General features: G+C 75.0%; 17 protein-coding genes. 3 read left to right on the forward strand and 14 right to left on the reverse strand.

Annotated features, from left to right (window positions below; translation table 11 throughout):
* Positions 1-267: 267 nt before the first annotated feature.
* Genes gatB through ACT17Q_RS11770 form a run of 4 tightly spaced genes read right to left on the reverse strand, consistent with a single transcriptional unit; the run spans position 268 to position 4,024 of the window.
* Complete coding sequence (gene gatB / locus ACT17Q_RS11755; protein WP_444662603.1) at positions 268-1,776, reverse strand: Asp-tRNA(Asn)/Glu-tRNA(Gln) amidotransferase subunit GatB; 1,509 nt, start codon at positions 1,774-1,776, stop codon at positions 268-270.
* Positions 1,773-3,290, reverse strand: coding sequence for an Asp-tRNA(Asn)/Glu-tRNA(Gln) amidotransferase subunit GatA (gatA, locus tag ACT17Q_RS11760; protein ID WP_094179481.1), 1,518 nt, complete (start codon positions 3,288-3,290; stop codon positions 1,773-1,775). Before gatA ends, gatB begins: the two co-directional genes overlap by 4 nt.
* Positions 3,287-3,586 (reverse strand): Asp-tRNA(Asn)/Glu-tRNA(Gln) amidotransferase subunit GatC, encoded by a 300-nt coding sequence (gene gatC, locus ACT17Q_RS11765; RefSeq protein WP_094179480.1) that lies wholly within the window; start codon positions 3,584-3,586, stop codon positions 3,287-3,289. The genes gatA and gatC overlap by 4 nt, the downstream gene beginning before the upstream one ends.
* A 21-nt stretch (positions 3,587-3,607) precedes the next feature.
* Positions 3,608-4,024, reverse strand: a complete 417-nt coding sequence (locus ACT17Q_RS11770; RefSeq protein WP_094179479.1) for a pilus assembly protein CpaE — start codon at positions 4,022-4,024, stop codon at positions 3,608-3,610.
* A gap of 67 nt (positions 4,025-4,091) precedes the next feature.
* Here ACT17Q_RS11770 and nrdI point away from each other — a divergent pair, with 67 nt between their 5' ends.
* Positions 4,092-4,565: a class Ib ribonucleoside-diphosphate reductase assembly flavoprotein NrdI gene (nrdI, locus tag ACT17Q_RS11775; protein WP_444662606.1), complete on the forward strand. Its 474-nt coding sequence runs from the start codon at positions 4,092-4,094 to the stop codon at positions 4,563-4,565.
* 28 nt (positions 4,566-4,593) lie between these two features.
* On the opposite strand, the gene ACT17Q_RS11780 is transcribed toward nrdI, so the two are convergent.
* From ACT17Q_RS11780 to ACT17Q_RS11815, 8 genes are all read right to left on the reverse strand, one after another.
* The gene (locus ACT17Q_RS11780; RefSeq protein ID WP_094179477.1) at positions 4,594-6,072 is read right to left on the reverse strand and encodes an SPFH domain-containing protein; all 1,479 of its coding nucleotides are present in this window, start codon (positions 6,070-6,072) and stop codon (positions 4,594-4,596) included.
* Positions 6,073-6,159: 87 nt separating this feature from the next.
* Positions 6,160-6,627 (reverse strand): hypothetical protein, encoded by a 468-nt coding sequence (locus ACT17Q_RS11785; protein WP_268533872.1) that lies wholly within the window; start codon positions 6,625-6,627, stop codon positions 6,160-6,162.
* Between the two features lie 162 nt (positions 6,628-6,789).
* The gene (locus ACT17Q_RS11790) at positions 6,790-7,599 is read right to left on the reverse strand and encodes a GNAT family N-acetyltransferase (protein WP_444662609.1); all 810 of its coding nucleotides are present in this window, start codon (positions 7,597-7,599) and stop codon (positions 6,790-6,792) included.
* Between the two features lie 62 nt (positions 7,600-7,661).
* Positions 7,662-9,974: an NAD-dependent DNA ligase LigA gene (gene ligA, locus ACT17Q_RS11795; RefSeq protein WP_444662611.1), complete on the reverse strand. Its 2,313-nt coding sequence runs from the start codon at positions 9,972-9,974 to the stop codon at positions 7,662-7,664.
* Between the two features lie 55 nt (positions 9,975-10,029).
* Entirely contained in the window at positions 10,030-10,494 is a 465-nt protein-coding gene (locus ACT17Q_RS11800) for a hypothetical protein (protein ID WP_141319009.1), read from the reverse strand.
* A gap of 98 nt (positions 10,495-10,592) precedes the next feature.
* Positions 10,593-11,606 carry a hypothetical protein gene (locus ACT17Q_RS11805; RefSeq protein WP_444662613.1) on the reverse strand — a complete coding sequence of 338 codons (1,014 nt, stop codon included), beginning with the start codon at positions 11,604-11,606 and terminating at the stop codon, positions 10,593-10,595.
* On the reverse strand, positions 11,603-12,793 hold the full coding sequence (gene mnmA, locus ACT17Q_RS11810) for a tRNA 2-thiouridine(34) synthase MnmA (protein WP_444662615.1): 1,191 nt from the start codon (positions 12,791-12,793) through the stop codon (positions 11,603-11,605). Before mnmA ends, ACT17Q_RS11805 begins: the two co-directional genes overlap by 4 nt.
* Positions 12,793-13,998 carry a cysteine desulfurase family protein gene (locus tag ACT17Q_RS11815; RefSeq protein WP_141319063.1) on the reverse strand — a complete coding sequence of 402 codons (1,206 nt, stop codon included), beginning with the start codon at positions 13,996-13,998 and terminating at the stop codon, positions 12,793-12,795. The genes mnmA and ACT17Q_RS11815 overlap by 1 nt, the downstream gene beginning before the upstream one ends.
* A 141-nt stretch (positions 13,999-14,139) precedes the next feature.
* Here ACT17Q_RS11815 and ACT17Q_RS11820 point away from each other — a divergent pair, with 141 nt between their 5' ends.
* The gene (locus ACT17Q_RS11820) at positions 14,140-15,129 is read left to right on the forward strand and encodes a phosphotransferase family protein (protein ID WP_371860752.1); all 990 of its coding nucleotides are present in this window, start codon (positions 14,140-14,142) and stop codon (positions 15,127-15,129) included.
* A 12-nt stretch (positions 15,130-15,141) separates the two neighbouring features.
* Here the strand turns inward: ACT17Q_RS11820 and ACT17Q_RS11825 are convergent, their stop codons facing one another.
* A complete protein-coding gene (locus ACT17Q_RS11825; RefSeq protein ID WP_268533903.1) occupies positions 15,142-16,116 on the reverse strand; it encodes an electron transfer flavoprotein subunit alpha/FixB family protein in 975 nt (324 codons plus the stop codon).
* Positions 16,117-16,189: 73 nt separating this feature from the next.
* Positions 16,190-16,969, reverse strand: coding sequence for an electron transfer flavoprotein subunit beta/FixA family protein (locus ACT17Q_RS11830; RefSeq protein WP_141318998.1), 780 nt, complete (start codon positions 16,967-16,969; stop codon positions 16,190-16,192).
* 124 nt (positions 16,970-17,093) lie between these two features.
* Between ACT17Q_RS11830 and glgX the strand changes: the two genes are divergently transcribed.
* Complete coding sequence (gene glgX / locus ACT17Q_RS11835; RefSeq protein ID WP_444662618.1) at positions 17,094-19,355, forward strand: glycogen debranching protein GlgX; 2,262 nt, start codon at positions 17,094-17,096, stop codon at positions 19,353-19,355.
* Positions 19,356-19,406: the final 51 nt, after the last annotated feature.

Consider the following 19,406-nt stretch of genomic DNA (forward strand, 5'->3'; position numbering starts at 1 on the left):
CGTGAGGCTAACGCGGTGTTGCGACCGGAGGGAACTATCTTTCGGTAACGATTTCGATACCGTTCCACACCCGGTCGTCGCACACACCCGACATCTCGGACAGCCGCCTGCGGGACGGCCGCTGGACCGATCCGCACCACCACCTGGAACAACACCCGAAGGGAGCAATCTCCGGGGAAAGCGAAGACCCCGGTCGGTGGACAGCCGACCGGGGTCTTGACGCCCGATGGTCCCGTCTGGAAGGGGTCGGGACCTAGAAAGTTTCGATCAGGACGAGACTCTCTCGAGGACCAGTTCGCGGACGCGTGCGGCATCCGCCTGACCACGCGTCGCCTTCATGACGGCACCGATGATCGCCCCGACCGGGCCCAGGTTGCCCGAGCGGATCTTGTCCGCGACGTCCGGCTGGGCCGCGAGCGCCGCGTCGATCGCCTCGAGGAGCGGACCGTCGTCGGAGACGACCTCGAGCCCCCGCGCCACGACGACCTGCTCCGGCCCGCCCTCACCCGCCAGGACGCCCTCGAGCACCTGCCGCGCGAGCTTGTCGTTGATCCGGCCCGCGTCCACCAGAGCCTGCAGCTCACCGATCTGCGCGGGCGTGATGGGCAGGTCGCCCAGCTCCACCTCACGCTCCTTCGCGGTGCGGGCCAGCTCGCCCATCCACCACTTGCGCGCCGCGGCCGGTGCGGCGCCCGCCGCGACGGTCGCCTCGATGAGCTCGACCGCCCCCGCGTTCACCACGTCGCGCATCTCCGCGTCCGCGAAGCCCCACTCGCCCTGCAGGCGACGACGACGCGCCGCCGGCAGCTCGGGCAGCGCGGCACGGATCTGCTCGACCCACGCCCGGTCCGGCGCGATCGGCACCAGGTCGGGCTCCGGGAAGTACCGGTAGTCCTCCGCGTCCGACTTCACGCGGCCGCTCGTCGTGACCCCCGTGTCCTCGTGCCAGTGCCGGGTCTCCTGGACGATCGCACCACCCGCGTCGAGCACCGCGGCCTGCCGCGAGATCTCGTAGCGGACCGCACGCTCGACCGAGCGGAACGAGTTGACGTTCTTGGTCTCGGTCCGCGTACCCAGCGGGCTGTCCGGAGTCGGGCGCAGCGAGACGTTCACGTCCGCGCGGACGTTGCCGCGCTCCATGCGCGCCTCGGAGACCTCCAGCGCGCGGAACAGGTCACGCAGGGTCTGCACGTACGCGCGCGCGACCTCCGGCGCGCGCTCGCCCGCACCCGTGATCGGGCGCGTCACGATCTCCACCAGCGGGATGCCCGCACGGTTGTAGTCGACGAGCGAGTACTCCGCCCCGTGGATGCGGCCCGTGGCGCCGCCCACGTGCGTGTTCTTGCCCGCGTCCTCCTCCATGTGCGCGCGCTCGACCTCGACGCGGAACACCGTGCCGTCCTCGAGCTCGACGTCGACGTAGCCGTCGTACGCGATGGGCTCGTCGTACTGCGACGTCTGGAAGTTCTTCGGGACGTCCGGGTAGAAGTAGTTCTTGCGTGCGAACCGGCACGTCTGCGCGATCGAGCAGTTGAGCGCGAGCCCGATGCGGATCGCGTACTCCACCGCCGTGCCGTTGACCACCGGCAGGCTCCCCGGCAGGCCCAGCGACACGGGAGTGACCGACGTGTTCGGCTCCTCGCCGAAGCCGGCGGGCGCCGCGTCGAACATCTTCGTGCGCGTGCCCAGCTCGACGTGCACCTCGATGCCGATCACCGGGTCGAAGCGCGCCACCGCGTCGTCGTAGTCGACCAGGGCCGCGGTCGTGCCGCTCATCGCGCCACCTCCAGCTCCGGGGCCTGCGCCAGCAGCGGACCGCCCCACTCGTTCTCCAGCAGACGCTCCAGCGCGGCACCGACCCGGTACAGGCGGTCGTCCGCCTTCGCCGGCGCGAGCACCTGGAAGCCGACCGGAAGGCCGTCGTCCGACAGCCCCGCCGGCAGCGACAGGCCGGGGACGCCGGCGAGGTTCGCCGGGATGGTCGCGACGTCGTTCAGGTACATCGCCAGCGGGTCGTCGAGCTTCTCGCCCAGTTTGAACGCAGTCGTCGGCGCCGTGGGCGAGACGAGCACGTCCGCCTGCGCGAACGCGGCCGCGAAGTCACGCTGGATGAGCGTGCGGACCTTCTGCGCGCTGCCGTAGTAGGCGTCGTAGTAGCCGGCCGACAGCGCGTACGTGCCGAGGATGACGCGGCGCTTGACCTCGTCGCCGAAGCCCGCACCACGGGTCGCCGCCATGACGCGCTCCGCGGTGACCGGGCCCTGCGTGGGCTCGACCCGCAGACCGAACCGCATGCCGTCGAACTTCGCGAGGTTGCTCGACGCCTCCGCCGGCAGGATCAGGTAGTACGCCGCGAGCGCGTACTCGAAGTGCGGGCACGAGACCTCGACGACCTCGGCACCCGCGCGCTGCAGCAGCTCGAGCGACTCGTGGAACCGCGCGAGCACGCCCGGCTGGTACCCCTCGCCCTGCAGCTGGGTGATCACCCCGACGCGCACGCCCGACAGGTCCCCCGACGCGCCCTGGCGAGCCGCCGCGACGAGCGGCGGCAACGGCTCCGCGATCGACGTCGAGTCACGCGGGTCGTGGCCACCGATGAGCTCGTGGAGCAGCGCCGAGTCGAGCACCGTGCGCGTCACCGGGCCCGCCTGGTCCAGGCTGCTCGCGAGCGCGATCAGGCCGTACCGGGACACCGAGCCGTACGTCGGCTTGACGCCCACCGTGCCCGTGACCGCCGCGGGCTGGCGGATCGAGCCACCCGTGTCCGTGCCGATCGCGAGCGGCGCCTCGTACGCGCCGACCGCCGCGGCGCTGCCGCCGCCCGAGCCGCCCGGGATCCGCTCGAGGTCCCACGGGTTGTGCGTGTTGCCGTACGCCGAGTGCTCCGTCGACGAGCCCATCGCGAACTCGTCCATGTTCGTCTTGCCGAGGATCGGCAGCCCCGCGGACTTGATGCGCTCGACGAGCGTCGCGTCGTACGGCGGCACCCAGCCCTCGAGGATGCGCGAGCCGGCGGTCGTCGGGACACCGCGTGTCACCACGACGTCCTTGACCGCGATCGGCACGCCCGCCAGCGGGTGCAGGTCCTCGCCCGCCGCGCGGCGGGCGTCCACGTCGGCCGCCGTCGCGAGCGCGGCCTCGTCGGACACGTGCAGGAAGGCGTGCACGGCGCCGTCCACGGCAGCGATCCGGTCGAGGTGCGCGCGCGTCGCCTCCACCGACGAGACGTCGCCGGCCTGGAGGCGGTCCGCGAGCGCGGCCGCGGAGATCCGCGTCAGGTCCTCGCTCATGCGTCCTCCCCCAGGATCTGCGGCACCAGGAACTTGCCGTCCTCGCTGGCCGGCGCCGCGGCGAGCACCGCGGCGCGGTCCACCGGGGGCTCGGGCACGTCGGCACGGAACACGTTCGTCAGCGGCAGGGGGTGGCTGGTGGCCGGCACGTCCGGGGTGGCGATCTCGCTCACGCGCGCGACCGACTCGACGATGACGTCGAGCTCGCCCGCGAGCCGGTCGAGCTCGGCGGGCGACAGGTCGATCCGGGCCAGCCCTGCCACACGCGCGACCTCGTCGCGGGAGAGGGTGGACATGCCACGGAGTCTAGACGTGCGTCAGGTCCGGTCGACCGCCGCCTCGATCAGTGAGAGGAGCGCGAGCGCGTACGCGTCCTCCGCGTGCGGCGCGGTGAACACCTGCTCGGGCCGTCCCGCGAGCTCGACGAGCACCTGGAAGCTGCCGTCCGTCGAACGCGCGAGCGACCGGAACGTCCCGCCCAGCAGCTCGCGCAGCTGGTCCTCGCGCGGCAGCCACACCGCGTCCTGCAGCTCGACCGAGTCCAGCGCCCACTCCGTGGTGCCGTTGAACCCCAGGACCGTGCCCGTCGCGTAGTGGTGCGCCTCGATCGTCATCTCGCTCACCGTGAACACCTCGTCGACGCCGTCGACCAGCATCCCGAACCGGTCGCCCGAGGTCGGGTGCCAGTGCAGGCCGGTGGTCCGCAGCCGCAGGGCCAGGTCGCGTGAGATCACACGCCCAGTATCGGGCCGGGACCATCTGCCCGCGAGCACGCGGGGGCAGCGGGCGATCCTGACGGACGTGCGTGTCATCCCGGTGTACTACTACTCGTCCGCGAGCGGCCTCGTGCGGTCCTTCGCGCAGCGGCTCGAGCGGCCCGTGCACGACCTCGCGCAGCGTGAGGTCCGCCTGTCCGAGGCCGACGGGCCCTGGGTCCTGCTCACGCCGTCGTACAAGACCGGCAACGACGCGAACGACACCGTGCCCGAGGCCGTGCGGCGGTTCCTGCGCTCGGCGGCCAACCGCCGCCGGCTCGTCGGCGTGATCGGCTCGGGCAACCGGAACTTCGGCCGCTACTACCAGGACGCCGCGCGGCTCGTCGCCCGCACGTCCGGCCGGCCCGTGCTGTTCGAGTTCGAGCTCGCGGGCACGCCGTGGGACGTCGAGGAGTGCCGGCGGCTGCTGGCCGACCTCGACGCCGCGCTCGACGCCTCCCGCGCCGACCGCCCGCTCGACGAGGGACCGGCGGGGACCGGTCGGCCCGAGGAGCGCTGAGCGCGGACCCCGGGCCGACCGGCGCCGATCAGGAGCGGGTGTCCGTGTGGTTGCCGCCCTGGTGGTTCAGCACGCCCGCGGCCACGCCGCCCGCTGCGCCCGAGAGCACCGCCGCGATGTCGATGCCCGTGAGCGACTTGACGACCTCCTGGCCCTCACCGAGCACCTGGCCGACGGTCTTGGTGACCGCCGACGCGCCGTCGGTCGAGACCACGGTCAGCTGCTTGATCGCGGCGATCGGGTCGGACGCCGCGCGCACGATCTCCGGGAGCACACCGATGACCTGCTGCGCGAGGATCGCCTCGCCCTGCTCGCGCAGCGCCTCGGCCTGCGCCTTGGTCGCCTCGGCGGCGGCCAGACCCTCCGCCTTCGCGGCGGCGGCCCGTGCGAGACCCAGGGCCTCGACCGCCTGCGCCTCGGCGAGCTGCCGGTCGCGCTCGGCGTTACCGGCACGGATGGTGGCCTGCGCGGCAGCCTCCGCGTCGTTCACCGCCGCGACCTTGTTCGCCTCGGCGATGCGCGTGCGCTTGAACGCGTCCGCCTCGGTCGCCGCGTTCGCGGCGTCACGCTCACCGGTCGCCTGCTGGACCGCGGCGTACGCGGCGGCCTCGGCCGGCTTGCGCACGTCGATGTCGAGCTGCTCCTCGGTGACCTTGGCCTTCTCGGCGAGCGCCTCACGCTCCTGGAGGGCGACCAGCTTGTCCTGCTCGGCGCGTGCGAGCCGGCCCGCGGCGTCCGCCTCCGCGTTCGCGCGGTCGGTCTCCGCCTTGATGGTCGCCTGCTTGAGCGCGAGGTCGCGCTGGCGCTCGGCGATGGCCTCGGCCGCGACGATCTTCGCGAACTCGGAGACCTGCTGCGCCTCGGCCTCCTTCACCTCGGCGACCTGCCGCGCACGGGCCGCCTCGGCGCGCCCGAGGTTCGCCAGGTAGTCCGAGCCCGGCGTGGAGATGTCCGAGATGTTGAGCAGGTCGACCTGCAGGCCCTGCTCCGCGAGGTCCGTCTTCGTCGAGGCGACCACCGCGTCCTGCAGCGACTTGCGGTCGGAGATGATCTGCTCGATCGTCATGTCGCCGATGATCGAGCGCAGCGAGCCCTCGAGGGACTCCTTGATGACGTCGGTGAGCGTCGCCTGCTGCGAGAGGAACCGCTGGGCCGCGCGTCGCACGCCCTCCTCGTCCCCGCGGACCTTGAAGTTGATCGAGGCCTTGATGGCGAGCTTGATCCGGTTCTTGTCGACGCCCTCGACCGTGATGCCGATCTGACGCTGCTCGAGCGAGATCGGGAAGCCCTGCTGGAGCACGGGCCAGACGAAGACGCGCCCGCCGACGACGACGCGCTGGCCGCCGTCGCCCGCGTTCTTGCCGGCGCCCCGGCCCACGATGACGAGGGCCTCGTTCGGCGGGACGCGCCGGATGCGCTTGGTGACGAGCGTGATGACCGCGACGAACGCGATGACGAGCGCGAGGACGGCGAGGACCGCCGAGCCGCTGCTGAGGAAGTCGGGCATGGTGTCCGGGTCGCCCCGGGCTCCTCTCTTCAGGCCCGCGGCCTGTGCCGCGGGGACGGGTGATTGGGTGGGCCGCGCGGCCCGGTGTCAGGCGCGCCGCACGTGGACGCGGGACCCGGAGACCCCGACGACGACGATGCGGGTCCCCGCCGGCAGCTCCTCGTCGGCCCACGCGAGCCGGCTCTCGAGGTCGCGCACGCCCTCGAGCCGGACCTCGCCGCCCTCGGGGCCCGTCGTCGAGGTCAGGACCCCGAAGGCCCCCTCCAGCGGCGGCGGCGGGGCGTCCTCGGACGCCGCGAGCTTGGTGATCACGGTCTGGGCGACGAGCCCGGCGACCACCGCGAACGCCGCCGCGATGACGTAGGCCCAGACGTCGGCGAGCTCGGCCGAGCGCGCGAGCACGCCGGACGCACCGAACACCACCGCGCCGATCCCCACCGCCAGGCCCGAGATGCCACCGTCGCCGATCTCGAAGGACTCGAAGATCTCGCCCACGACGAGCGACAGGACGAGCAGCAGGAGGCCGACGGCGCCGACCACGAAGAACACGGTCACGGGGGTGCTACCTCTTTCTCGCCGGGTCGGGCGGGTGCACGGGCGGATGAGCCGTCCTCTGCGGCGGGAGCGAGCGTCCCCGGCCGTGAGTAACGGAGCAGTATGTCAGAGACCAAGACTCGGTGTGGGCGGTTTCGGACCGCCTGTGCACAGGACGTCAGGTCAGCAGGAACCCGCGGGCACCGTGCCGTCGGCGGTGGGCCGTTCGAGGTAGCTGTACCCGTCCACCCGGACGAAGCCGAGGTCCGCGTACAGCGCGGCCGCGCCCGTGTTGTGCTCCTCGACCTGGAGGAACGCGTGCGACGCGCCGTGCTCGCGCGCCACCTCGAGCCCGCGCAGCGTGAGCAGCCGCCCGGTGCCTCGCCGGCGGTGCTCGGGCCGCACCGCGAGGCACGACAGCGCACCCCAGCGCCCGGCGCGTGCCACGCGGATGATGCCGACGAGCGCGTCGTCCTCGTACGCCGTCAGGTGCCACGCCTCGCCGCCCGTGAGGATCGCGCGGGCCAGCGCGCGCCGCGCACCGCCGTCGCGTGCGTCGGCGCCCTTGACGTCGAGGTGCAGGTCGAGCCATGCGTCGCCGGGCTCGCGTGCGAGCGACGTGCGCACGGCACCGGCCCCGGGCGTCGCCGCGAGGCCGTCGAGCGGGCGCGCGAGCACCGCGGTGACCGCGCGCTCGGCCCACCCGCGGCCGTCGAGCTCGCCGCGCACCTCGTCCTGCAGGCCGCCGTGGCCGACGCGCATCACCGCGGGCAGACCGGCCGCCGCGTAGTGCGTCTCGACCTCGTCCACCGCGCTCGGGACGCCGCCGTCGGGGACCTGGAGCGCGACCGCGCTGTTCGCGCGCTTCGTCAGCCCGCCGGACAGACCCACCCACCACCCCTGGGTCGTCACGACGCGACGCAGCGGGGGCCAGCACGCCATCTCGACCTCGACCCCCGGCGCGAGCGCCGTCGGCACCGTGCCCCTGGACACCGTTCCCCTGGACAACGTGCCCCTGGACACCGCGGACGCGGGCGCGCCACCGTCCCGCGCGCTCACGCGACGGCCTCCGGTCCCCCGGCCAGCAGCCGCTCGAACCCGGCCTCGTCCAGGATCGTGAGGCCGAGCTCGCGCGCCTTGGTCTCCTTCGAGCCCGCGCTCTCCCCCACCACGACGAAGTCCGTCTTCTTCGAGACCGAGCCGGCGGCCTTCCCGCCGCGCACCAGGATCGCCTCCTTGGCCTCGTCGCGCGAGAACCGCTCGAGGCTGCCGGTCACGACGACCGTGAGCCCCTCGAGCGTGCGCTCGGTATCTGCCCCCGCCTCGTCCCGCATGAGGACGCCCGCGTCGCGCCACCGGTCGACGACCTGCGCGTGCCACGGCGTCGCGAACCAGTCCGTGAGCGACTGCGCGATGGTCGGGCCGACGCCCTCCACGCCCGCGAGACGCCCTGCGGCCGTCTCGGGGTCACCTTCGACGACCTCGCGCAGCGCGGTCATCGAGCGGAACTCCTGCGCGAGCGCGCGCGCCGCCGTGGGGCCCACGTTCCGGATCGACAGCGCGACGAGCACGCGCCACAGCTCCTTCGTCTTGGCGAGGTCGAGCTGGTCGAGCAGCGTGCGTGCGGCCTCGGACGGCTCCCAGTCCGGCAGCTCACGACCCTCCGCCTCGGCCGCGGTGCGCTGCGCGCGGCTCCACGTGAGGCGGCGGCGGAACGGGGTGCGCCGGCGCACGTTGCCGTCCTCGTCCTCGCGCGGCAGCCCCGTCTCCGGGTCCCGCACGACGACCTCGATCTCGGCGAGCCTCGCCAGGCTCGCCGCACGCACGCGTTCGCGCTCCTCGTCGGACGCGTCCGCCGCGTACCCCACGAGGTCGAAGAGGTCCGCCTCGGTGCGCAGCGGCGGCTCCCGCGGCACGTCGGGCTGCGTGAGCGCCGCGGCCGTGACCTCGCCGAGCGCCTCGATGTCGAGCGCGCCGCGCGAGCCGATGTGCTCGACGCGCCCGCGCACCTGCGCCGGGCAGGTCTCCGCGTTCGGGCAGCGCAGGTCAACGTCACCCTCGCGCATCGGGCGCAGCGGCGTGCCGCACTCGGGGCAGTCGGCGGGCATGTGCCACTCGACGCGCGGCACGGAGTCGTCGGGGGCCTGGGGCGCGGGCCCCACGACCTCGGGGATCACGTCGCCCGCCTTGCGCAGCACGACCATGTCGCCGACACGCACGCCCTTCGCCCGCACGACGTCCTGGTTGTGCAGCGTCGCCTGGCGCACGGTCGAGCCCGAGACGAACACGGGCTCCATCACGGCGAACGGCGTCGCGCGTCCGGTGCGGCCGATGCCCACCTCGATCGCGAGCAGGCGCGTGTTGACCTCCTCGGGCGGGTACTTGTAGGCGATGGCCCAGCGCGGTGCGCGGCTCGTCGCGCCGAGGCGGCGCTGCAGGCCGATCTCGTCGACCTTGAGCACGATGCCGTCGATCTCGTGCTCGACGTCGTGCCGGTGCTCGCCGTAGTACGCGATCATCTCCCGCACACCGTCGAGCCCCTGGACCACGCGCGTGTGCGAGGACGTGGGCACTCCCCAGCCGGCCAGCAGGTCGTACACCTGGGACTGCCGCGTCAGGTCCGCGGGCCGGGTGCCGTCGGCCCAGCGCAACGCCCCGATCCCGTGCGCGTACATGCGCAGCGGACGCGACGCGGTCACGCGCGGGTCCTTCTGCCGCAGCGAGCCCGCCGCGGCGTTGCGGGGGTTCGCGAACGGCGCCTTGCCCGCCGCGACCTGCGCCTCGTTGAGCGCGGTGAACGCCTCGACCGGCAGGAACACCTCGCCGCGGATCTCGATGAGCTCCGGGTGGGTCGCCGGGTCGCCCGCGAGGACGTCGGGGATCGTCGTGATCGTGCGGACGTTCAGCGTGACGTCCTCACCGGTGCGCCCGTCGCCGCGCGTCGCCGCGCGCACCAGGCGGCCCTTCTCGTACAGCAGGGCGATCGCGAGGCCGTCGATCTTGAGCTCGCACAGGTAGTGCGGCGGCTCGTCGGTCTCCAGGTCCCGCTGGACGCGGTCCGCCCACGCGCGCACGTCCTCGTCGGAGAACGCGTTGTCGAGCGAGAGCATGCGCTCGACGTGGTCGACCGCGCCGAACTCGGTCGAGAACGTGCCGCCGACGAGCTGCGTCGGCGAGTCGGGCGTGCGCAGCCCCGGGTACGTCTCCTCGAGCGCACCGAGCTCGCGCAGCCGCGCGTCGTACTCCGCGTCCGACGAGCTCGGCGCGTCCCGCACGTAGTAGGCGAACTGGTCCGCGCGGATCCGCTCGGCGAGCTCGTCCCAGCGGTGGCGAGCCTCGGGCGGGATCTCCTCGTTCTCTTGCGTCACCCGCCCATTGTGGCGGCGACCGCCGACACACGCCGAGCCCACGGCGCGCCTCGGCTCAGCGCGTCGCGCGCGCCCGCGACGCTCGCCGGCGCCCGGCGAGCAGCACGCTCGCGCAGGTCACCACGCCCACGACGGCCAGCGCCAGCCCGACCCAGAAGACCGGGACGGACGGCTGGGCGACCACGACGGTCTGCGGCGCGCCGTCGACCAGCCACGTGCAGGTCGCGCGCGGCGGCAGGTACGCGTTGTCGAGCGAGGCGCCCTGGACCGAGCCGCTCACGGCCTCGAGGCACGGCACGTCCCCCGACTCGCTCGCGTCGAGCGACTGCGAGCCGAGCGTGATCAGCGTGGTCAGGAGCATGACGATGCCGACGAGCGCCGCGGCGCTCGCGACCAGCAGCACGAGCGGCCGCACGAGGGTCGCGCGCGTCGGTCGCGCGCCGCCCGCCGGGCTGCCGGTCCCCCCGGCCGCGGGTCGGCCACCGTCGGTCGTCGCGCCGCGCGCGTCTGCCTGGTCCACGTCTCTCCTCGCCTCGCGCGCCGGTCGCGCCCGTGCAGCGTACGACGAACCGCCCGGGACCCGTGCGTGCGACCGCCCGGCCACGGCGCCTGCGCGGGTCAGCCGTGCACCGTCTCCGCGACCACGCGAGCGGCCCGCACGACGCCCGCGAGCGCACCGCGCGCCTCGTCGGGACCGCCCGTCGGCTCGGGCGCGAGCAGCACGACGTCGTCGAGGCCCGCCGCGGGCAGCCCGACCCGGCGCCACGGCTCCGTGACGGTGCGCGCCTGGCCCACCGCGTCCGGCCCCGCGCACTGCGACGAGCGCTGCGGCGGCACGTGCGCCCACAGCCGCAGGCCCGCCTCGACCGCCTCCGCGACGCGTTCCCAGCCCGGCTCGTCGAGCGCCGCCACCTCGAGCGCGACCGCGTCGGCACCGGCCGCACGGACGGTCGGGACGGTCGTCCACGCCGCGCCGCCGTGCACGACGACGCCGCCCGCGCCGCCCGACCGCGCGCCGTCGACCACCGTCCCCACCCGCTCGGCCGCGAGCGGTCCCGGCACCCGGCGCAGCCGCGCGTAGCCGGAGAACGACGGCAGGACTCCCGCGACGGCCTGCGCGAGCGACGGCTCGTGCACGAGCACGAGCGGCTCGGCGCCCGGCACGGCCCGTCGGACGGCGCCCAGGTGCTCCGCGACACCGGCCGCGAGCGAGTCGGCGAGGTCGCGCAGCGCGCCACCGTCCGCGACCGCGCGGTCGCCGCGCGCGAGGTACACCGTCGCCGCGAGCGTCACCGGGCCGAGCACGGGCACGACGAGCGGACCCGCGTAGCCGTGCCCGGCGACCGCGAGCGCGTCGAGGTCCTCGCGCGTCGCCGCGCGCGTGCGGGCGAGGTCGCCGCCCGGGCGGTCGGCGAGCCGCCAGCCGTGCGGTCCGAGCTCGGCGGGCAGGTCGACGAGCAGGCCGAGCGTGCGCGCGACGAGCGTGCCGGACGGGCCGCGCGCGGGCAGGTGGACCAGGAACGGCAGCCCGCGGACCTCGGGCGGGACGTCGACGAGGTCGCCGAGCACGGTCGTCTGGGCCTCGAGCACGTCCTCGCCGGGCCAGGCGCCCGGGCCGCTGACGCCGATCACGCGGTGGTCCGCACGACGGCCTGTGCAGGTGCCTGCGCAGTGGCCTGTGCGGTGCCTCCCACGCGCTCGGTCGAGGTGACCGTCGCCTGGCCGAGCACGCGCGTGCCGGCGTACACGACCAGGGACTGCCCCGGTGCGACCCCGCGCAGCGGCTCGTGCAGCCGCACCGCGACGCGGTCCACCTCGCCGTGGCACGCGGGCGGCTCGACCGTCGCGGCCACGGGAGCGCCGTGCGCGCGCACCTGCACGCTCACGGGCCCGAGGCCGTCACCGGCGCGCGCCGCGTCGTCGTGCCAGGCGTCGTACCGGTCGTCGTACCAGACCGCCCGGTCGGCCAGCACGCGGTCGACGACGAGCTCGTCGGCCGGTCCGACGACCACCCGGTTGGCCACGGGCTCGACGCGCAGCACGTAGCGCGGGCGTCCGTCGGCGGCGGGGCGCCCGAGCGCGAGCCCACGGCGCTGCCCGACCGTGTAGGCGTACGCGCCGTCGTGCGTCCCGACGACCTCGCCGCGGGAGTCCACGACCTCGCCGGGCTGCGCGCCCAGCCGGTCGCGCAGGAAGCCCTGGGTGTCGCCGTCGGCGACGAAGCAGATGTCGTACGAGTCGGGCTTCGCCGAGACGGACAGCCCGCGCGCGGCCGCCTCGCGGCGCGTCTCGTCCTTGGACGCGACGTCACCGAGCGGGAACAGCGACCGCGCGAGGCGGTCGGGCCCCATGACCGCGAGGACGTAGGACTGGTCCTTCGCGGCGTCGCGCGCGCGGTGCAGCTCACGCGTCCCGTCGGCGCGCTCGACGACGCGCGCGTAGTGCCCCGTGCACACGGCGTCGAACCCGAGCGCGAGGGCCTTGTCGAGCAGCGTCGCGAACTTGACGTGCTCGTTGCAGCGCACGCACGGGTTGGGAGTACGACCCGCCGCGTACTCGGCCAGGAAGTCGGCGACGACCGTCTCCTCGAACCGCTGGGACAGGTCCCACACGTAGTACGGGATGCCGAGCACGTCGGCCGCGCGGCGCGCGTCCCCCGCGTCCTCGATCGAGCAGCACCCGCGTGAGCCGGTGCGGAGCTGGTCGCGTGTGCGGGACAGCGCCATGTGCACGCCGACGACCTCGTGCCCCGCGTCGACGGCGCGCGCGGCGGCGACCGCCGAGTCCACGCCCCCGGACAGGGCCGCGAGCACCCGCATCACGCCACCTGCTCGTCGTGCGTGCCCGCAGCGCGCGGGGCGGCGGACGACGAGGTCGCTCGCGACGAGCCCGACAGCCCGGCGGCCCGCGCGCGCTCGAGCACCGCCGGGAGTGCGGTGAGCAGCGCCGCGACGTCGTCGGACGTGGACGTCCGCCCGAGCGAGAACCGCAGCGCGCCCCGCGCGTCGTCCTCGTCGACACCCATCGCGAGCAGCACGTGCGACGGGCGCGGCACGCCCGCCTGGCACGCCGAGCCGGTCGACGCCTCGACGCCCGCGGAGTCGAGCAGGTACAGCAGCGAGTCGCCCTCGCAGCCGGGGAACGTCAGGTGCGCGTTGGCGGGCAGGCGCCGCGCCGGGTCGGCGGGGCCGCGCAGCACGGCGGTCGGGTCGATCGCCCGCACGCCCGCGACGAGCTCGTCGCGCAGGGCGGCGAGCCGCGGCGCCGCGCTCGCGCGCGTCGTCACGGCCTCCTCGACCGCAACCGCGAACGACGCGAGCAGCGCCGCGTCGAGCGTGCCCGAGCGCACGCCGCGCTCCTGGCCGCCGCCGTGCAGCACGGGCGTCAGCTCGAGCCCGCGGCGCGCGAGCAGCGCACCCGCACCGCCCGGCCCGCCCACCTTGTGCCCGGTCACCGTGAGCGCGTCGAGCCCGCTCGCGGCGAAGTCCACCGGGACCTGGCCGACGGCCTGCACCGCGTCGGCGTGCACCGGCACGCCGTACCGGCGCGCGAGCGCGACGACCTCGGCGAGCGGCTGGAGCGTGCCCACCTCGTTGTTCGCCCACATGACCGACAGCAGCGCCGCGTGCTCGGCGTTCGCCTCGAGCTCGGCGCGCAGCGCGTCGAGGTCGACGACGCCCTCGTGGTCGACGGGCAGCAGGACCAGCTCGGCGCCCGCGTGCTCGGCCATCCAGAACGCGGGGTCGAGCACGGCGTGGTGCTCGACCGCGGAGACCAGGATCCGGCGCCGCGACGCGTCCTGCGTGCGGCGCGCCCAGAACAGCCCCTTGATCGCGAGGTTGTCCGCCTCGGTGCCGCCGGACGTCCACAGCACCTCGCTGGGCCGCGCGCCCAGCGACGCGGCGAGACGCTCGCGCGCCTCCTCGACGACGCGCCGCGCGGCCCGGCCGGACGCGTGCAGCGACGACGGGTTCCCGGTGCGCGCGAGCTCCTCGGTCAGCACGCGAGCCGCCTGGGGCAGCATCGGCGTGGTCGCCGCGTGGTCGAGGTACGCGGTGGTGCGGGCAGCGGTCACCCCTGGAGTCTACGAACCCGTGCGTGCGACAGCGGTGCGTCCCCGGACGGGGGACGCACCGTCCGGGCCGGACCTGGCAGGATGTCGGCCGTGAGCGCCGACGACGACGTCCTGGCCATGCCGCTCGCCTTCAGCGGGCAGCGGCTGGACTGGCGCGACCTCCCCCGTCACGTGCGCGCGCGCATCAGCGAGCTCGCCGGCGCCTCGGTGTCCGCCGAGACGGACGCCACGAGCGGCTTCTCCCCGGGGTTCGCGGCGGTCCTGGAGCTCGCGGACGGCCGTGACGTGTTCGTCAAGGCCGTCTCGCCCGACCAGAACCCCCACTCGCCGGAGCTCGCGCGCGCGGAGATCCGCAACGCGGCGGCGCTCCCGCCCGAGGTGCCCGCGCCGCGCCTGCTGTGGTCGGACGACGACGGCGAGTGGGTGGTCCTCGGCTTCGAGGTGGTGCACGGGCGCTCGCCCGAGCTGCCGTGGCGGCCGGACGACCTGGGCGAGGTGCTCGCGACGATCGGGCGGCTCGCGGACGCCGAGCCCGTCGTCGGCCACGCACTGCCCCGCACGGACGACCGGCTCGCCGACGACTTCCAGGGCTGGCGGCGCCTCGCCGCGGGACCCGGGTCCGACCTCGACGCGCTCGTGCGCGACGGCGGTGACCTGGGTCGGTGGGCGGTCGAGCACCTCGAGCGGCTGGTCCTGCTCGAGCAGGACTCGCTGCCCGCGTGCGCGGGCGACGCGCTGGTGCACGGCGACCTGCGCGCCGACAACGTGATGATCGACTACGACCGCGGCCGCGTGTGGCTCATCGACTGGCCGCACGCCTCGGTGGGCGCGCCGTGGCTGGACCTCGCGTTCATGCTGCCGAGCGTCGCGCTGCAGGGCGGCGGTGAGCCCGCGCGCATCTTCCGGGACCACCCGTTGTCGGTCGGGGTGTCGGACGACGAGCTGCGCGCGTGCCTCGCCGGGCTCGCGGGATGGTTCGCGTGCTCGAGCGTGCAGCCCGCCCCGCCGGGGATCCCGAACCTGCGGGCGTTCCAGCGCGCGCAGGCGTACGCCACGCTCGACTGGCTGCGCGCGACCTGACGCGGTCCGGTCTCAGCCCTTGAGGCGGCGCAGCTCCGCGGTGAGCTGCGGGACCACGGTCGTGAGGTCGCCGACGATGCCGTAGTCCGCGATCTCGAAGATCGGCGCGTCCGGGTCGGAGTTGATCGCGACGATCGTGCCCGAGGCCTGCATGCCGCCGCGGTGGTGCACCGCGCCGGACACGCCCGCGCCGATGTACAGGCGGGGCGAGACGGTGATCCCGGTCTGCCCGATCTGCGCGTCGTGGCCGATCCAGCCCTCGTCGGTGGCGACGCGTGTGGCGCCCACCGCGGCACCCAGCACGTCGGCGAGCTCCTCGAGCGGCGTGAAGTCGCCCTCGGTCCCGCGCCCGCCGGTCACGACGATGGTCGCGCTGCCCAGGTCGGGACGGCCGGTCGCGGGACGCTCGGTCCGCTCGACCACGCGGACGCGCGACGCGGACGGCGACGCAGTGAACGCGTGCTCGGTGACCTGCGGCTCGACGGGCGCCTCGGCGTCCGTCGCGACCACGCTGTTCGCCTTGACCAGGACGACCGCGAGCGGCGCGCGGACCGCGCATCGCGTGCTCCAGGTGCCGGCGAACACCGTCTTGCCGGCGACGAGCGTGCCGTCGACGCGCTCGAGCGTGTCGGCGTCGGTCACGACGCCCGCGCCCGTGGTCACCGCGAGGTGCGCCGCGACCTCCTTGTTCTCGAACGACGACGTCGCGAGCAGCGTCCGCGCCCCCGTGGCCTCGAGCAGCCCGGCGACGCCCTCGGCGAGCACTGCGGTCGCGTGCAGGTCGGCGTCGGAGGTGAGGCGGTAGACCTGCGTGACGCCGAGCGCGCCGAGCTCCGCGAGCGTCTGCGCGCCCGGCTCGGCACCGTCGACCGCCCACGCCGCGGTCACGGCGCCGCCCAGGCTGCGGGCGAGCGTGACGAGCTCACGCACGGGGGTGCGCAGCGCGCCGGCCGCGGTGTGGTCGAGCAGGACGAGGGTGTCGCTCACGGTGGTCCTCAGTTCTTGCCGGGCCACGCGCCGCGCGGGGCGGCTCGTGGCGGGTCACGCGGGAGAAGAAGGGTCAGACGAGCTGGTTCTCGACGAGGTAGGCCGCGAGCCTGACGCCCGCGTCCCCCGTGTCGTTGACGAGCACGCGGTCCTCGCGCGCGGGGCGCGGCGCGGCCTCGAGCACCTGCGTGCGGGAGCCGGCGTCGCCGACGAGCGTCGCGTCGAGGCCGAGGTCGGCGAGCGTCAGGGTGGTGACCGGCTTCTTCTTGGCCGCCATGATCCCCTTGAAGTTGGGGTAGCGCGGCTCGTTGGCCTGGTCGGTGACGGACACGAGCGCGGGCAGGTCCGCCTCGAGCACCTCGCTCGCGTGGTCGAGGTTGCGGGTCACGCGCACGGTCGTGCCGGTGACCTCGAGGCTCGCCGCGAGCGGGAGGGCCGGCACGTCGAGCAACGCCGCGAGCGCGGTCGGCACCAGGGACGTGAGGCCGTCGAGCCCCGCCATGCCGGTCACGACGAGGTCGGCCCCGCCGACGTGCCGCACCGCGGCGGCGAGCACGCGCGCGGTGCCGAGCGCGTCGGAGCCCGCGATCGCGTCGTCGAGGACGTGCACGGCCTCGTCGGCGCCCATCTGCAGGCCCTTGCGCACGGCGTCCACCGCGTCGTCGGGGCCCACGGTCACGACGACGACCGAGCCCTCACCGCCGGCCTCGACGACGGCGAGCGCGGCCTCGAGCGCGTTCTCGTCGAGTTCGTTGAGCGTCCCGTCGCCGCCGTCGCGGGCGGTGCGACCGTCGACGAGCCGACGGTCCGACTGGATGTCCGGGACGTACTTCACGCAGACGACGATCTTCACGTCCGGAACGTTACCCGCCGCACGCCCCGACGCGTCCGGTGCTGCTCGCCTGCCGGACGCCCCGGTGCCGCCGGACGCCGGCTGTCATGGCCGCGACACCCGCCCGACACGGGCGTCGGACACAATGTGCGGCGTGAGCCCGCGACCGACGACCCCTCGCCGCCCGGCGCGCCTGGGCGTGCACCCGGTGCGCGGCGGCATCGAGGTCGCCGTGCTCGCGACCCACGCGACCGGGGTCGAGGTGTGCCTGTTCGACGGCCACGGTGACGAGCCGCACACCACCGAGCGCCGGTACCCGCTCGACGGGCCCGTGCACGGGGTGTTCTCGGGCTTCGTGCCGGACGTGGCGCCCGGGACGCGCTACGGGCTGCGCGCGCACGGCGCGTGGGACCCGGTGCACGGGCTGCGGCACAACCCGGCCAAGCTGCTGGTCGACCCGTGGGCCCGCGGGCTCGAGGGCAGCCTGCGCTACGGCCCGCAGACGTACGGGCACGTCGTCGACGACGAGCTCCGCGGGGACGTGCACGGCCCGGCCGACCCGCGCGACTCCGCGGGGCACGTGCCGTACTCGGTGGTCGTGGACACCGCGGCGCTCCCGGGACCGGACCCGGCGGCGAACCGGCCGTGGGTGCCGTGGGAGCGCACGGTCGTCTACGAGGCGCACGTGCGCGGGCTGACGATGCTGCACCCCGACGTGCCGCCGGAGCTGCGTGGCACGTACGCGGGTCTCGCGCACCCGGCCGTCGTCGACCACCTCGTCGGGCTCGGCGTCACCGCGGTCGAGCTGCTGCCGGTCCACGCCGCGGCGTCCGAGCCGCACCTGACGGCCCGCGGCCTGACGAACTACTGGGGCTACAGCACGCTCGGGTTCTTCGCGCCCGAGCCGCGCTACGCGACCGCCGCGGCGCGCGCGGCCGGCCCGGCCGCCGTGCTCGCGGAGGTGCGCGGCGCGGTGCACGCGCTGCACGAGGCGGGCCTCGAGGTGCTGCTCGACGTGGTCTACAACCACACGTGCGAGGGCGGCAACGCCGGTCAGCACGTGTCGTGGCGGGGCCTGGACAACACGCTGTACTACCGGCACGACGGCGGTGTCCCGGCGACGCTCGCGGACGTCACCGGGACGGGCAACACGCTCGACCTGCGGCGCACCGAGGTCGTGCGGATGACGCTCGACTCGCTGCGCTACTGGGCGGACGTGGTGGGCGTCGACGGCTTCCGGTTCGACCTGGCGGTGACGCTCGGCCGGGGTCCGGACGGCTTCACGCCGGACCACCCGCTGCTCGTCGGGGTGGCGACCGACCCGTCGCTGCACGGTCTCAAGCTCGTCGCCGAGCCGTGGGACGTCGGGCCCGGGGGGTGGCGCACGGGTCAGTTCGGGCTGCCGTGGGCGGAGTGGAACGACCGGTTCCGCAACGCCGTGCGCTCGTTCTGGCTCGCGGACCCGGCGCGCGCCGCGCACGGCCTTCCGGGGCACCGCGTGCGGGACCTCGCCACGCGGCTGTCGGGGTCCGTCGACCTGTTCGGCCACGGCGACCCGCCGCTCGTGCGCGGGCCCGAGGCGTCGGTCAACTTCGTCACCGCGCACGACGGGTTCACGCTCGCGGACCTGGTCGCGTACGACCACAAGCACAACCTCGCCAACGGTGAGGACAACCGCGACGGCACCGACGACAACCGCTCGTGGAACCACGGCGTCGAGGGGCCGGTCGAGCTCGACTCGCCCGCGGCCGCGCTCCTGCCGCTGCGCCGCCGCTCGATCCGCAACCTGCTCGCGACGCTCGTCGTGGCCGCGGGCACGCCCATGATCACGGCCGGCGACGAGCTGGGCCGCACCCAACGCGGCAACAACAACGCGTACTGCCAGGACACCGAGCTGGGGTGGGTCTCGTGGGACCTGTCCCCGTGGCGCGCGGACCTGCTCGCGACCGCGCGGTACCTGCTCGCGCTGCGCCGCGAGCACCGGGCGCTGCGCGCCACCCGGTTCTACTCGGGGAGGCCGCTGCGTCCGGGCGGACGGCCCGACCTCGCCTGGTACGCCGCCGACGGCACCCCGTTCGACCACGCCCGCTGGCACGACCCGTCGATCCGCACGCTGCAGATGGAGCGCGCGACGGACGACGACGCGCGCACGGCGGCCGACGTGGTGCTCGTCGTCGTGAACGGGGCGCTCCAGGAGGTCGACGTGACGCTCGCCGGCGGGCCCGGCGACCGCTGGCGCCTCGTGTGGGACTCCGTGTGGGACCACCCCGACGAGGCCCGCTCGTCGGCGATCGCGGGTGCGCTGCACGCGACGGCGGGCGCCGAGACGGTCCTCGAGCCGCTGAGCCTGCGGGTCTACGTGCTGGACCCCGAGCACCTGCCGCCGGTCCCCGCACCGACGTCCTGACCTGCGCCTCCTGACCTGGGCCTCCTGACCTGGGCCTCCTGACCTGCGCCG

Origin of the sequence: Cellulomonas sp. CW35 (genome assembly GCF_052378485.1) — a bacterium.
In the GTDB taxonomy this organism is placed as follows: Bacteria; Actinomycetota; Actinomycetes; order Actinomycetales; family Cellulomonadaceae; genus Cellulomonas; species Cellulomonas uda.